Source organism: Hydrogenophaga sp. (assembly GCF_011772445.1).
GTDB lineage: Bacteria > Pseudomonadota > Gammaproteobacteria > Burkholderiales > Burkholderiaceae_C > Hydrogenophaga.
This window is the reverse complement of sequence record NZ_WVZN01000036.1, coordinates 119115-133474: the sequence shown is the minus strand read 5'-3', so window position 1 is coordinate 133474 and position 14360 is coordinate 119115. Positions and strand designations below refer to the sequence as shown.

General features: G+C 65.6%; 14 protein-coding genes and 1 tRNA gene. 7 read left to right on the top strand and 8 right to left on the bottom strand.

The genetic code is table 11. The features are described from left to right. Positions 1-306: 306 nt before the first annotated feature. From GTO19_RS15215 to GTO19_RS15195, 5 genes are all read left to right on the top strand, one after another. Positions 307-1260, top strand: coding sequence for a M23 family metallopeptidase (locus GTO19_RS15215; RefSeq protein ID WP_291022083.1), 954 nt, complete (start codon positions 307-309; stop codon positions 1258-1260). A gap of 175 nt (positions 1261-1435) precedes the next feature. Beyond that, positions 1436-4189 (top strand): preprotein translocase subunit SecA, encoded by a 2754-nt coding sequence (gene secA / locus GTO19_RS15210; protein WP_291022081.1) that lies wholly within the window; start codon positions 1436-1438, stop codon positions 4187-4189. 52 nt (positions 4190-4241) lie between these two features. Then, positions 4242-5489 carry a bifunctional glutamate N-acetyltransferase/amino-acid acetyltransferase ArgJ gene (argJ, locus tag GTO19_RS15205; protein WP_291022079.1) on the top strand — a complete coding sequence of 416 codons (1248 nt, stop codon included), beginning with the start codon at positions 4242-4244 and terminating at the stop codon, positions 5487-5489. Beyond that, positions 5486-6364 (top strand): ATP-binding protein, encoded by an 879-nt coding sequence (locus GTO19_RS15200; protein ID WP_291022077.1) that lies wholly within the window; start codon positions 5486-5488, stop codon positions 6362-6364. Before argJ ends, GTO19_RS15200 begins: the two co-directional genes overlap by 4 nt. Next, entirely contained in the window at positions 6361-6810 is a 450-nt protein-coding gene (locus GTO19_RS15195) for a (deoxy)nucleoside triphosphate pyrophosphohydrolase (RefSeq protein ID WP_291022075.1), read from the top strand. Before GTO19_RS15200 ends, GTO19_RS15195 begins: the two co-directional genes overlap by 4 nt. Before the next feature lie 13 nt (positions 6811-6823). Here the strand turns inward: GTO19_RS15195 and GTO19_RS15190 are convergent, their stop codons facing one another. From GTO19_RS15190 to GTO19_RS15155, 8 genes are all read right to left on the bottom strand, one after another. Continuing rightward, positions 6824-7021: a DNA gyrase inhibitor YacG gene (locus GTO19_RS15190; RefSeq protein ID WP_291022073.1), complete on the bottom strand. Its 198-nt coding sequence runs from the start codon at positions 7019-7021 to the stop codon at positions 6824-6826. A gap of 4 nt (positions 7022-7025) precedes the next feature. Then, positions 7026-7781 carry a cell division protein ZapD gene (gene zapD / locus GTO19_RS15185; RefSeq protein ID WP_291022071.1) on the bottom strand — a complete coding sequence of 252 codons (756 nt, stop codon included), beginning with the start codon at positions 7779-7781 and terminating at the stop codon, positions 7026-7028. A gap of 43 nt (positions 7782-7824) precedes the next feature. Next, positions 7825-8433 carry a dephospho-CoA kinase gene (gene coaE, locus GTO19_RS15180; protein ID WP_291022069.1) on the bottom strand — a complete coding sequence of 203 codons (609 nt, stop codon included), beginning with the start codon at positions 8431-8433 and terminating at the stop codon, positions 7825-7827. Continuing rightward, on the bottom strand, positions 8430-9287 hold the full coding sequence (locus tag GTO19_RS15175; RefSeq protein ID WP_291022067.1) for an A24 family peptidase: 858 nt from the start codon (positions 9285-9287) through the stop codon (positions 8430-8432). Before GTO19_RS15175 ends, coaE begins: the two co-directional genes overlap by 4 nt. Continuing rightward, a complete protein-coding gene (locus tag GTO19_RS15170; RefSeq protein ID WP_291022066.1) occupies positions 9287-10504 on the bottom strand; it encodes a type II secretion system F family protein in 1218 nt (405 codons plus the stop codon). The genes GTO19_RS15175 and GTO19_RS15170 overlap by 1 nt, the downstream gene beginning before the upstream one ends. Positions 10505-10538: 34 nt before the next feature. Beyond that, positions 10539-12269, bottom strand: coding sequence for a type IV-A pilus assembly ATPase PilB (gene pilB, locus GTO19_RS15165; RefSeq protein ID WP_291022064.1), 1731 nt, complete (start codon positions 12267-12269; stop codon positions 10539-10541). Positions 12270-12422: 153 nt separating this feature from the next. After that, positions 12423-12499 (bottom strand) — tRNA-Pro (locus GTO19_RS15160). Positions 12500-12549: 50 nt separating this feature from the next. Next, positions 12550-13479, bottom strand: a complete 930-nt coding sequence (locus tag GTO19_RS15155) for a polyprenyl synthetase family protein (RefSeq protein ID WP_291022154.1) — start codon at positions 13477-13479, stop codon at positions 12550-12552. Between the two features lie 289 nt (positions 13480-13768). Between GTO19_RS15155 and rplU the strand changes: the two genes are divergently transcribed. Continuing rightward, positions 13769-14080 (top strand): 50S ribosomal protein L21, encoded by a 312-nt coding sequence (rplU, locus tag GTO19_RS15150; protein WP_009516508.1) that lies wholly within the window; start codon positions 13769-13771, stop codon positions 14078-14080. 11 nt (positions 14081-14091) lie between these two features. Then, positions 14092-14349, top strand: coding sequence for a 50S ribosomal protein L27 (gene rpmA, locus GTO19_RS15145; RefSeq protein WP_009516509.1), 258 nt, complete (start codon positions 14092-14094; stop codon positions 14347-14349). Positions 14350-14360: the final 11 nt, after the last annotated feature.

Genomic DNA, 14360 nt, shown 5'->3' with positions numbered 1-14360 from the left:
GCGCAGGCAGAAGCTGTCGCAGTTTGGCGGCCGCCGCGCTGCTGCGGACCAGCAGGCACCACTCGGCGTCCTGCAAGGGCCCGGCGGTGACCTGGGTGCGCAGGGCGTGAGGAATACGGTCCCGAACAAGATCGAGACATCGCTGCGATAGACGGATCCTGGCTTGAAGCTCCGCCAGCCCGGGCGCGGCGCCAACGGCCTCCTGAAGGCTGAAGACGGAGGGAGTCTGTCGGGTCGGCATGCGGTCGATTCTGACCGAGTCGGTCGTGCCGCGTCGAGCGGGTCGGTCAACAATGGATTTGAGACGTGCACATCATCATCACCGACGCCTGGCTCGCACGACGTCAAGCCTTGCACCTGAACGGCTGGAAGCTCATTGCCGCGGCGGTGATGGCCGTGCTGGGCCTCATGTTCAGCGCGGTGGCCGCTTACCACTGGGTGTTCCTTGAAGGCATTCGCCAGGGCTGGCCCGGTTTTGCCTCCGTGGCCCGCCTGGTGCACCCGGACAACCCGGGCGAGCGCGACGCCTATCTGCGCGCCAACCTCGACGCCATGGCGCGCAAGCTGGGCGAGATGCAGGCCCGCATGATGCAGATCGACTCCCTCGGCGAGCGCGTGGCCGGCCTGGCCGGCCTGGAGCCCGCGCAGGCTCGCCCACCGCTGCCCGGCTCGGGCGGCGTGCTCATCTCGAACCGCTCGCTGACGCTTGAAGAACTGATGCGCGAGATGGAAGCGGTGGATGCCGGCAGCGGCGCCCGGGTGGACTGGCTGACCGCGATCGAGTCCCGCCTGTTCGATCAGAAGATCCAGAGCACGCTGGTGCCGACCGAAAAGCCCGTGGTGGACGGGCGTGTCGGCTCGGCCTTCGGTTTTCGCATCGACCCGATCACGGGTCAGTCGGCGCTGCACACGGGTCTGGATTTCCCGGCCGACACGGGCACGCCCATCGTGGCGGCCGCCGGTGGCGTGGTGATTGCGCAGGAATACCACTCCGCCTACGGCAACCTGGTCGAGATCGACCACGGCAATGCCTTGGTCACGCGTTACGCCCATGCGTCCAAGGTGCATGTCAAGAAGGGCGACATCGTCAAGAGCGGCCAGAAGATCGCCGAGGTCGGCTCGACCGGGCGTTCCACCGGCCCGCACCTGCATTTCGAGGTGTGGGTCGCGGGTGTACCGCAGAACCCGCAAAAATTCCTGCAAGCCGGTGAGCACCTGGCGCGTGCTCCCCCTGGGCCGAACGTCTCTCGCACGCGCTGAAGCAGAGAATGGCCGGCCGCTAAAATGCCGGCTTCGCGCTTGAAAGCCGCGTGTTCGCCGGCACCTGGGGGCTTTGCGCCCCCTCGCCGCCGCCAGCGGACGCGCAAGCGTCCTTCCGATCGATCATCGCCGTCCGTGCCAACGCCTCCGGGCTTGGTGTCCCGGGCGTCCTCATATGGCCACCAATTTCCTCACCAAGCTCTTCGGAAGCCGCAACGACCGCCTGCTCAAGCAGTACCGCAAGACGGTTGAGCGCATCAATGCGCTGGAGTCGCAGTTCGAGTCGCTTGGCGACGACGAGCTCAAAGCCAAGACCGAGTCGTTCCGCCAGCGCCTGGCGGCGGGTGAAACGCTCGACGCGCTGTTGCCCGAGGCCTTTGCCGTGGTCCGCGAGGCGGGCAAGCGTGTCATGAAGATGCGCCACTTCGACGTCCAGCTGATCGGCGGCATCGCGCTGCACCACGGCAAGATCGCCGAGATGCGCACCGGCGAGGGCAAGACGCTGATCGCCACCTTGCCGGTCTACCTCAATGCCTTGGCCGGCCAGGGCGTGCACGTGGTGACGGTCAACGACTACCTGGCCAACCGCGACGCCGAATGGATGGGCAAGCTCTACAACTTCCTGGGCCTGACGGTGGGCGTGAACCTGCCGCAGATGCAGCGCGAGGAAAAGCAGGCGGCCTATCGCGCCGACATCACCTACGGCACGAACAACGAGTACGGCTTCGATTACCTGCGCGACAACATGGTCTATGAGGCCGCTGACCGCGTGCAGCGCCGCCTGAACTACGCGATCGTCGACGAGGTGGACTCCATCCTGATCGACGAGGCCCGCACGCCGCTGATCATCAGCGGCCCGGCCGAGGACCAGACGGCTGTGTACGTGGCCATCAACCAGCTCGTGCCGCATCTCAGCCGCCAGGAGGGCGAGGCCGACCCGCGCACCGGCGAGGGCGTCATCAAGCCGGGTGATTTCACGCTCGACGAGAAGGCGCGCTCGGTGCACCTCACCGAACAGGGGCACGAGAACGCCGAGGCCCTGCTGTCCAGGGCCGGCCTGCTGCCCGAAGGTGCCTCGCTGTATGACCCGTCGAACATCGCGCTGCTGCACCACCTGGTGACTTCGCTGAAGGCGCACCACCTGTTCCACCGCGACCAGCACTACGTGAATCAGAACGGCGAAATCGTCATCGTCGACGAATTCACCGGCCGCCTGATGCCCGGGCGCCGCTGGAGCGACGGCCTGCACCAGGCGGTGGAGGCGAAGGAGGGCGTGGGCATCCAGCCCGAGAACCAGACGCTGGCCTCCATCACCTTCCAGAACTACTTCCGCTTGTACGGCAAGTTGTCGGGCATGACCGGCACGGCGGATACCGAGGCTTACGAATTCCAGGAGATCTACGGCCTGGAGACGGTGGTGATTCCGCCGAACCGGCCCAGCAAGCGCCAGGATCAACTCGACCGCGTCTACAAGACCACCAAGGAAAAGTACGACGCCGCGATCGCCGACATTCGCGAATGCCACGAGCGAGGCCAGCCCGTGCTGGTGGGCACCTCGTCGATCGAGAACTCCGAAATCATCGCGCAGCTGCTCGAGGCCGCGAAGCTGCCGCACCAGGTGCTCAACGCCAAGCAGCACGCGCGCGAGGCGGACATCATTGCCCAGGCGGGACGCCCCGGCGCCGTCACCATCGCCACCAACATGGCCGGTCGCGGCACCGACATCGTGCTCGGCGGCAACCTGGAAAAGATGGTGGAAGCCGTGATGGCCGACCCGGCCCTGGATGAGGCCACCCGCGCGTCGCGCGCCGAGACGCTGCGCGGCCAGTGGCAGGCCGACCACGAGAAGGTGGTGGCGCTGGGTGGCCTGCGCATCATCGCCACCGAACGCCACGAATCGCGCCGCATCGACAACCAGTTGCGCGGCCGCTCGGGGCGCCAGGGTGACCCGGGCTCCAGCCGTTTCTACCTGAGCCTGGACGATCCGCTGATGCGCATCTTCGCGGGCGACCGCGTGCGCGCCATCATGGACCGCTTGAAGATGCCCGAGGGCGAGGCCATCGAGGCCGGCATCGTCACCCGCAGCATCGAGAGCGCGCAGCGCAAGGTCGAAGCGCGCAACTTCGACATTCGCAAGCAGCTGCTCGAGTACGACGACGTGTCGAACGACCAGCGCAAGGTCATCTACCAGCAGCGCAACGACATCCTCGACGCGCAGGACCTGCGCGCTCAGATCGACGCGCTGCGCGACGGCGCCCTGACCGACGTGGTGCATCAGTTCGTGCCTGAGGAAAGCGTGGAAGAGCAGTGGGACCTGCCGGGCCTGGAGAAGACGCTGCGCGAGGAATGGGCGGTGGACGTGCCGCTCGCCAGCTGGGTGGCCGAGTCGGAGGCGGTCGAGGTGGAGAACATCGTCGAGCGTGTGCGCGAAGCCGCCAAGGCGGTGTTCGTCTCCAAGGTCGAGCAGGTCGGGGAACAGAACTTCACCTCCTTCGAGCGCGTGGTGCTGCTGCAAACCATCGATTCCCAATGGCGCGAGCACCTCGCCGCGCTGGACTACCTGCGCCAGGGCATCCACCTGCGCGGCTACGCGCAGAAGCAGCCCAAGCAGGAGTACAAGCGCGAGGCCTTCCTGCTGTTCGGCCAACTGCTGGACTCGGTGAAGAACGATGTCACGCGCATCCTCATGAACGTGCGCGTGCAGTCGGCCGAGCAGATCTCGCAGGCGGCCGAGCAGCTGGAAGAGCGCGCCGAGGCCATCAGCAACGTGACGTACACCGCACCGACCGAAACCGGAGAGGCCGAGACGCGCCCCGAAGTCGCCGTCGCGCAAGCGATGGCCGGCGAGATGCCCCGTGTGGGACGCAACGACCCTTGCCCTTGCGGCAGTGGCAAGAAGTACAAGCACTGCCACGGCAAACTCGATTGAGTGACCGGCGCGTAGGCCGGTCGTCCGATTCCCCCGATCCGAGATTCCTTCCATGCCTGTCCAGCTCTCCAGTCCCGCCGTGGCCGACCTGCTGCCCATCGCGGGCGTGCGAATCGGAATCGCCGAAGCCGGCATCCGCAAGGCCAACCGCAAAGATCTGTCGGTTTTCCTGCTGGACGAAGGCAGTGCGGTAGGGGCGGTGTTCACGCGCAACCGCTACGCCGCAGCGCCGGTGCAGGTGTGCCGCGAGCACCTGGCCAGCGGGCAAGGTGTGCGCGCCCTGGTCATCAACACGGGCAACGCCAACGCAGGCACCGGCGAGAGTGGCCTGGCCGACGCGCGCCAGACCTGCACCGCACTGGCGCGCTCGCTCGGCCTGCACCATGAGCAGGTGCTGCCGTTCTCCACCGGCGTGATCATGGAGCCTCTGCCCATGGACCGTCTGCTGGGTGGCCTGCCGGCGGCCCTGAGCAACGCCGCCACGGCGCAGCACGATTCGGGTGCGCAGTGGCTGGCCGCGGCGCAAGGCATCATGACGACGGACACCTTGCCCAAGGCGGCGAGCGTGTCGTTCACGCTCGATGGTCGCGCGGTGCGTGCCACCGGCATCGCCAAAGGTGCCGGCATGATCCGGCCGAACATGGCCACCATGCTCGGCTTCCTGGCCACCGACGCAGCGATTGCGCCCGCGCTCATGAATGAACTGGCCCGCCGGCTGGCCGATGTCTCGTTCAATCGCGTCACGGTCGATGGCGACACGAGCACCAACGATTCCTTCGTGGTCATTGCCACCGGCCAGGCAGGGAATCCGCCTGTCAGCGACCTGTCCAGTTCTGCGGGGCGCGCGCTGCTGGAGGCGCTCACGCCCCTGGCCCAGCGCCTGGCCCACGCCATCGTGCGCGACGGCGAAGGGGCCACCAAGTTCATCACCATCCGCGTGGAAGGCGGTCGCGACACGTCGGAATGCTTGCGCGCGGCCTATGCCGTTGCGCATTCGCCGCTGGTCAAGACGGCCTTCTTCGCCAGCGACCCCAACCTGGGGCGCATCCTGGCCGCTGTGGGCTACGCGGGCATTGACGACCTGGACGTGGGCGGCATCGACCTGTGGCTGGGCGACGTGCACGTGGTCACGCGCGGCGGCCGCCACCCCGGGTACAGCGAGGAGGACGGTCAACGTGTCATGAAGCCGGCCGAGATCGGGGTGCGCATCGGCCTGGGTCGAGGCTCGGCCAGCGAAACTGTCTGGACCTGCGACTTCAGCCACGAGTACGTCACCATCAACGCCGACTACCGCTCATGAACCCCTCGTTCGAGCGCTTGCTGCAGCGCGCCGAAGCCCTGATCGACCGCATCGAAGCCGTGCTCCCTCAGCCGCTGTCCGAGCCGGACTGGTCGGCGTCCCACGCCTTCCGCTACCGCAAGCGCAGCAATGGCCACGGCCTGCTGGAGCCCGTGCGCCACGTGGCCAGCATCGCGCTGGCCGATCTGAAGGAAGTGGAGCCTCAGAAGGAGCGCATCCAGCGCAACACCGAACATTTCGTGAAGGGCTTGCCGGCCAACAACGTGCTGCTCACGGGCGCTCGCGGCACCGGCAAGTCGTCGCTGGTCAAGGCCTGCCTCAATGCCTACGCCGTCCAGGGCCTGCGGCTCATCGAGGTCGACAAGGCCGACCTGGTCGACCTGCCCGACATCGTCGATGTGGTGGCCGGGCGTCCCGAAAAATTCATCGTTTATTGCGACGACCTGAGCTTCGAGGACGGCGAGCCCGGCTACAAGGCGCTCAAGTCCATCCTCGACGGCTCGGTGTCGGCATCGAGCGCGAACGTGCTGATTTACGCCACCAGCAACCGCCGCCACCTGCTGCCCGAGTACATGAAGGAGAACCTCACGTACACGCACACCGCGGACGGCGAAGTGCATCCCGGTGAAGTGGTCGAAGAGAAGATCTCGCTGTCCGAGCGCTTCGGCCTGTGGATCAGCTTCTACCCTTTCAGCCAGGACGAGTACCTGGCGATCGTCGCGCAGTGGCTGTCGCACTTCGGCGTGGCGCCCTCGGCGATCGAGGCGGCCCGGCCCCAGGCCCTGGTGTGGGCACTGGAGCGCGGCTCGCGCAGCGGGCGCGTGGCCTACCAGTTCGCGCGCGACTACGCCGGCTCGCACGGCGGCGAGGGATGACTGCGGATGTTCTCGTCGTGGACGGCGGACGTGACGCGGCCACAGCCAAAAGCGCCACGGACGTGGCAGTGGGCGTGCTCATCGACGGCGAGGGACGCTTCCTGCTCACCTCGCGTCCGCAAGGCAAGGTCTATGCCGGCTATTGGGAGTTCCCGGGTGGCAAGCTCGAAGCGGGTGAGACCGTGGAACAGGCGCTGCGACGCGAACTGCAGGAGGAAATCGGCCTGACCATCGGCCCGGCTCCTGTCTGGCGGATTCAGTTGGTCGACTACCCGCATGGCTTGGTGCGCCTGCATTTCTGCAAGGTGCGTGAGTGGTCAGGCGAGTTGCAGATGCACGAGGGACAGGACAGCCGCTGGGAGCGCTTGCCAGTGCAATGTGAGCCGGTGTTGCCCGGCACCGTGCCGGTGCTGCGCTGGCTGCAGGAAGAGGCCGACGCCGCCTGAGGAGGCGCGGCGCTCAGCGCTGCTCGGCGTCCCAGTCGTCGGTGGGTGCGCCCTGGTCGGGCAGGGCGTACTGCTCGCTGGCCCAGGCGCCCAGATCGCCTTGTTTGCAGCGCTCGCTGCAGAATGGCCGCCAGCGGTTGCTGGGCGCATAGACGCTGTCGCCGCCGCAGGCGGGGCAGCGCACGATGCGGGGTTCGGCGGGAGATGTCATCGCCTCAGGCGCACAGCGCCAGTTCGAAGCTGGCGTCCTCGCCCGAGGGGTGAAGCCGGTGGTCCTCACCCAGGCGCATCAGCCGCACAGAGAACATCAGCCGGTTGCCACTGATCTCGGGAATCAGCCCGGCCGAGGGATCGATTCGCAGCCGCAGCAACTGGAAGGTGCGGCCCTGAGGCAGGTTCTGCTGGAAATGCCCGGCGGTGGAGACGACTTTCTGCGGTGCGCCGGTCTCGCGCATCATCTTCAGCAGCAGCACCAGGGCCTCGGCCAGGGGCGCCAGCGTGCGGGACCAATCGGCCAGGGCGGCCTGGCGCAGCGCGGTGTCAAGGTGCTGCCAATGGAAATAGGCGGGCAGATCGAATTCGCAGGTGCCGCCGGGAATGCCGATGCGGCTGCGGATGGCCATCAGCCAGTCGTTTTCCGTCAAGGCCTGGCCGGGCTTGCCCGGCACGTCGGCGATCTGTGAAAAGCAGGTGTCGAGCTGGCCGATCACGGTATCAAGCGCCGCTTCCGAGATGGCAGGGTTGCCCCGGAAGCTCGCCAGGGCCTGCTTCTGCCGATCGAGGTCCTTGAGCACATCCGACTTCATGTCGGCGCGCGAGGCCACATCCATGATTTCGAACAGCGTCTGGATCGCGTAGTGGTGATCCAGCGGGTGCTCGCGCGGCACCAGCACGGCCAGCCGCTTGAACAACTGCTCGAGCCGCAGGTAGGTGCGGATGCGTTCGTTGAAAGGGTATTCGTAGAGGATCACGGGCTCGCTGGGTGCGGGGCCGTGATGGCCCCGCGTGGGCGGATCATAGCCCGAAGCTTGTCGATAGCCGGTCAACCAGGCGATGCAAACGGTCGAGATCGTCCTCGTCGTTGAAGATGACCACGTCTGCCACCGCCAGGCGCTGGGCGCGCGAACTCTGGCTGCGCAGCACGCCATCGATCACGTTGTCATCCCAAGCGCTGCGGGCGCGCACGCGGCGTCGCTGAGTCGCCTCGCTGCAGTCCACCACGACCACGCGGTCGAGTTGCGGACGCCAGCGCGGTGATTCGGCGAGCAGGGGCACGTCGAACACTATGCAAAGCTTGTTGCTTTGCGCAACGCGACGCGCAATCTCGCGCGCCACGATGGGATGAACGATGGCTTCCAGTGAGTGGCGGGCGCTGGGGTCGGCGAACACCCGCTCGCGCATGCGAGCCCGGTTCAGCGCGCCGTCGCTGTCGATGAAATCGGGGCCGAATCTTTCCAGCACGGCGGAGATCGCCGCGCCGCCCGCCGCCGTGCTCGCGCGGGAGATGGCGTCAGCATCGATGAGCTCGGCGCCCAGCGCCTGCAGGCGCGCACCGACCGTGCTCTTGCCGCTGCCGATGCCGCCCGTGAGACCGATTCGGCGCACCGGCCCCGCCAGGTTCACAGTCCAACGGCGGCCAGGATGGCCGCAGGACCGAAGACCATGGCGGTGAGGCCGCCAAGAGCGAGGAAGGGACCGAAGGGCACATAGCCCCCTTCCCGCAAGCGGCCCACCAGCTTGATGCCGATGCCGATGACGGCGCCGATCACCGACGCCATCAGGATGATGGGCACCAGCGCCTGCCAGCCGAACCACGCGCCGAAGGCCGCGAACAACTTGAAGTCGCCGTAGCCCATGCCCTCCTTGCCAGTGAGGAGCTTGAAGGCCCAGTAGATGAGCCACAGCGAGAGGTAGCCGCCGACAGCGCCCCACACGGCATCGCTCAGTCCCGTCGCGGTCAGGCCCAGGGCGGCGGCCACGATGCCAGCCCACAGCAGCGGCAGCGTGATGTCGTCCGGCAACAGCGTGGTGTCCCAGTCGATGCAGGCCAGCGCCACGACGGCCGCGGCAAAGCCACACCAGGCCAGGCCGGTGAACGTGAGTCCCCAGCGCCAGCCAGCCCAGGCGAACAGGAGGCCGGTGGCGACTTCAACCAGCGGGTAGCGCAGCCCGATGCCGGCGTGGCACTGGCTGCAACGCCCTCGCAAGGCGAGGTAGCTCAGCACCGGGATGTTTTCGTACCAGCGAATGACGTGGCCGCAATGGGGGCAGGCCGACCGCGGCACCATGAGGTTGTAGTGCTCGACCGGGGTGGTGGCTTCTTTGACCTGGCCCTGCAGCTCGGCGCATTCGGCGGCCCACTGACGCTCCATCATCCGCGGCAGGCGGTGGATGACGACGTTGAGGAAACTGCCCACCAGCAAGCCAAGCACGCCCAGCAGCGCCACACCGGGCGCGCCCGTGACCCACTCAGGCATCAGACCACCTGGCCGAGCTTGAAGATCGGCAGGTACATCGACACGACGATGCCGCCGATCACGGTACCCAGCACCACGATGATGATCGGCTCCATCAGGCTGGAGATGCCGGCCACCATGTCGTCCACCTCGGCTTCGTAGAAGTCGGCGGCCTTGCCCAACATGTGATCGATCGACCCCGACTCTTCGCCGATCGCGCACATCTGCAGCACCATCGAAGGAAAGATGTTCGCGTTGGTCATTGCCGCCGTCAGGCTGGTGCCGGTGGACACCTCCTGCTGGATTCTTTCGGTGGCAATGGCATACACCGAGTTGCCCGAGGCGCCCCCCACGGAGTCGAGCGCCTCGACCAGGGGAACACCCGCGCCGAACATGGTGGCCAGGGTGCGCGTCCAACGCGCCACCACCGACTTCTCGATCAGTTCGCCGAAGATGGGCAACTTGAGCAACAGGCGGTCCATGAAGCGCTGGACCTTCTCATTGCGCTTCCAGGCCTGCATGAAGAAGTAGATGCCGCCACCCAGGCCGCCGAAGATCAGCCACCAGTACTGCACGAAGAACTCGCTCATGCCGATCACGAACAGCGTGGGCGCCGGCAGGTCAGCGCCGAACGAGGTGAACACCTCCTTGAAGGAAGGGATCACGAAGATCATGATGATGGCCACCACCACGAAGGCCACGATGATCACCGCCGTGGGGTACATCAGGGCCGATTTGATCTTCGACTTCAGCGCCTCGGTCTTCTCCATGTAGGTGGCGAGGCGGTCGAGCAGGTCTTCCAGGATACCGGCCGCCTCACCCGCTTCGATCAGGTTGCAGTAGAGGCTGTCGAAGTACATTGGGTGCTTGCGGAAGGCTGCACTCAGCGAGGTGCCGGTTTCGACGTCGGCGCGAATGTCGTTGAGCAACCGCGTGACGTTGGGATTGGGGTTACCGCGGCCCACGATGTCGAAAGACTGCAGCAAGGGCACGCCCGCCTTCATCATCGTCGCCAACTGCCGCGTGAAGATCGCGATGTCTTTCGGCTTGATCCGCTTGCCGGAAGACGTGCGCCGCTTCTTGATCTTGATCGGGATGATGCCCTGCCGACGCAGCGTGGCGGTGACCTGGTTTTCGCCTTGCGCGCGCGTTTCGCCGCGCACCGCCTTGCCATTTCGGTCTTTGCCCTCCCATTCGAACACGAAGTCCTTGACGCTCTTGCTTGCGACGGTGGCCATGGAATTCCTCAGGGGGCTGTGGGTGTGCGGGTGATCATTCGTTCGTCACGCTGAGGACTTCCTCGAGGGAGGTCTGTCCCAGCTTGACTTTGAGCAGGCCCGACTCGCGCAGCGAGCGAACGCCTTCCTTGCTGGCTTGCTGGGCGATATCCAGCGAGGTGCCGCCGCGCAGAATGATGCGCTGGATCTCCTCGGAAATCGGCATCACCTGATAGATGCCGACGCGCCCCTTGTAGCCGTTGTTGCAGGCTGAGCAGCCGACCGGCTTGTAGGGCGTCCAGGTGCCATCGAGTTCTTCGGGCTTGTAGCCCGCCTCGAGCAGCGCCTTGCGGGGCACGTCCAGGGGCGCCTTGCAATTGGGGCACAGGCGCCGCGCCAGGCGCTGGGCGGTAATGAGGATCACGCTGGAGGCGATGTTGAACGTGGGAATGCCCATGTTCATCATCCGCGTGAGCGTTGTCGGCGCGTCGTTCGTGTGCAGCGTCGACATCACCATGTGGCCGGTCTGCGCGGCCTTGATCGCGATGTCGGCGGTCTCCAGGTCGCGGATCTCACCGACCATGATCACGTCAGGATCCTGGCGCAGGAAGGCCTTGAGCGCGACCGCAAAGGTCAGGCCCGCCTTCTCATTCATGTTGACCTGGTTGACCCCGGGCAAGTTGATTTCAGACGGGTCTTCAGCCGTCGAAATGTTCACCCCGGGCTTGTTCAGGATGTTCAGGCAGGTGTAGAGAGAGACCGTCTTGCCGGAGCCCGTGGGGCCGGTCACGAGCACCATGCCGTAGGGGCGCTGAATGGCGTCGAGCAGGCGCTCCTTTTCCTCGGGCTCGTAGCCGAGGGCGTCGATGCCCATCTTGGCTTGGCTCGGGTCGAGGATACGGATGACGATCTTCTCGCCGAACAGCGTGGGCAACGTGCTGACGCGGAAGTCAATCACCCGGTCGGGGCCCACCTTGAGCTTCATCCGCCCGTCCTGAGGGACGCGTTTCTCGGAAATGTCCATCCGGGAAATGACCTTGATGCGGGAGGCCAGCTTTTCCTTGATGGCGATCGGGGGCGAGGCGATTTCACGCAGTTCGCCGTCGATGCGGAAGCGCACGCGGTACTGGTGCTCGTACGGTTCGAAGTGCAGGTCAGAGGCGCGCATGTTGAACGCGTCGATCAGCATCTTGTGCAGGAACTTGACGACCGGTGCGTCGTCGACCTCGCTCGACTTGTCGGCCGCCTCGGTGGTGACTGCTTCGGCGGCCAGTTCGTCGAATTCGACGTCTCCGACGATGTTCTCCATCGCTTCGGTGACGGACTTGGTCTGCGCCTCGACCAGGCGGCTGAGCTTGTCGAACTCGGCGATGACCCAGTCCACGCCCATCTGCGTGGCGAACTTGATTTTTTCGGCCGCTTGTTGATCGGAGGGATCGGCCGTGGCGACGATCAGGCGGTTGTTGCGCTTGCTGAGGACAACAATGCGGAAGTCTGCACAGATCTTGGCGTCGAGCAGGCCGGCCGGCAGCCGCTGAACATCGATCGCGTCCAGATCCAGCAGCGGCGCCGCGAAGGCCACCGACATCGTGTGAGCCAGGTCGGTCGGTGATACGGCGCCCGAGCCCGTCAGTTCGGCGATGAAACTGGTCCGGCTGCTTTGCGCCTTGCGGTACAGGTCCTCGGCCGCCCTTTGATTGAGCTTGCCGGCCGACACGAGCGCGCGCCCAAGCCCTGGAAGGGCCATGGACGGGCTGTCCTGGTTCACCGTATCAACTGACGCCATATCTGCGTAATCTAACGGAAATCAATAACTTGGACGCCACATTTGACGCCAGTTATCTGGAAATCAGGGGCTCACGTCGATTGGCGTTGCATCGGGGACGCGCGGGCGTCGCGCGGAGGCCGCTTCGCCCGGACCGTCGATATGACCAGATGATGGTCGGGGTGAGAGGATTCGAACCTCCGGCCTCTACGTCCCGAACGTAGCGCTCTACCAGGCTGAGCTACACCCCGTGTGGATTTGCTGGATCCATTGGCTGATGACGGCGCCAGAGCCGTGAACTTCAGGAGCGACGCTCCAGCAGTGCAGCCGCCAATTGTAGCAAAGCCTCTCGATGCGGATTGGGCGGAAGCGTAGCCGCGGCGTCGAGGGCGCGCCGTGCTTCGGCTTGCGCTGCGGCGCGCGCGGTGTCCAGGGCGCCGGTATCGAGAATGATGCGCTGGATGTCCGGCAGGTTCTCGATTCGACCGTGTTCGATGGCGTCGCGAATCAGGGAGCGCTGGGCCTCATCGCCCGATCGCAGGGCGCAGATGATGGGCAGGGTGACCTTGCCTTCGCGCAGGTCATCGCCCAGGTTCTTGCCGAGTTCATCGGCGCTGCCTTCGTAATCCAGCACGTCGTCAATGACCTGAAACGCCGTGCCCAGGGCCTGGCCATACGTGGCGCAAGCCTGTTCGACGGCCGGGTCGGCGTGCGCGAGGATTGGCGCCAGTCTGGCGCTGGCCTCGAACAATTTGGCGGTCTTGGAGCGAATCACGCGCAGGTACGACGCTTCGTCAATCGAGGCGTCGCGCATATTCATTAGCTGCAGCACCTCGCCTTCGGCGATCACGTTCGTGGCGTCCGACAGCACCTCCATCACCCGCATGTGATTCACGTCCACCATCATCTGAAAGGCGCGGGAATAGAGGAAGTCGCCCACCAGCACGCTGGCGGCATTGCCGAACGTCTGATTGGCTGTGGGTCGGCCACGGCGCAAGGTCGATTCGTCGACCACGTCATCGTGCAGAAGCGTGGCAGTGTGGATGAACTCCACCACGGCGGCCAGCGTGTGCCGGTGCGGGTGATTGCAGGACAGGGCGCCGCTGACCAGCAACAGCAGGGCCGGGCGCAGGCGTTTGCCGCCCGCCGAGATGATGTACTGGGCCACTTCCCGTACCAGAGGCACGTCGGTGGTCAGCCGTTCATGGATCACCCGGTCAACCGCGTCCATGTCGGCGCGGATCAGGTCGAGCGGGTTGTTCGTCGGCAAAGCAAGGGACAATTGAGGGCCGGTGGTCAGAGGCGAGAGCGCACTCGCAGGCGAGAGCGCGCTGGATTATAGGAAGCCGGCCCGGGTGGGCTTCGCGCGCGGTCTGGATTGGGGCGGGGCGAGAGCAATTTGCCTGGGGCTGCCCCAGTGGCTATAATTCGCGGTTCGGCGGAAATCCGTCTGCCGATAGCCTTGTGGGTTCGCCGACTGTCAAGTCCGGCTTCCGCGAGGCCAACTTCAAGAGGTTCCTATGTACGCGGTCATAAAAACCGGTGGCAAGCAATATCGCGTCGCTGCCGGCGAAAAAATCAAAGTAGAACAGATTGCTGCGGATGTGGGCCAAGAGATCGTGTTCGATCAGGTTCTGGCTGTCGGCAACGGCACCGAGCTGAAAGTGGGCACTCCCTTGGTCTCCGGCGCATCGGTCACGGTCAAGGTGGTGGCGCACGGCCGTCACGACAAAGTGCGCATCTTCAAGATGCGCCGTCGCAAGCACTACCAGAAGCGCCAGGGTCACCGGCAGAATTTCACTGAAATCGAAATCGCCTCGATTTCGGGCTAAGGAGCAGCAAGATGGCACAGAAAAAAGGCGGCGGCTCTACCCGCAACGGGCGCGACTCCAAGCCCAAGATGCTCGGCGTGAAGGCGTTCGGCGGCGAACTGGTGTCGGCCGGTTCGATCATCGTGCGTCAGCGCGGTACCAAGTTCCACCCCGGCACTAATGTGGGCGTCGGCAAGGACCACACCCTGTTTGCCACCGCAGACGGCCACGTGCAGTTCGCGGTGAAGGGTGCCCTGGGTCGCCACGTGGTCAGCGTCACCCCGGCCTGATCCCGCACGAT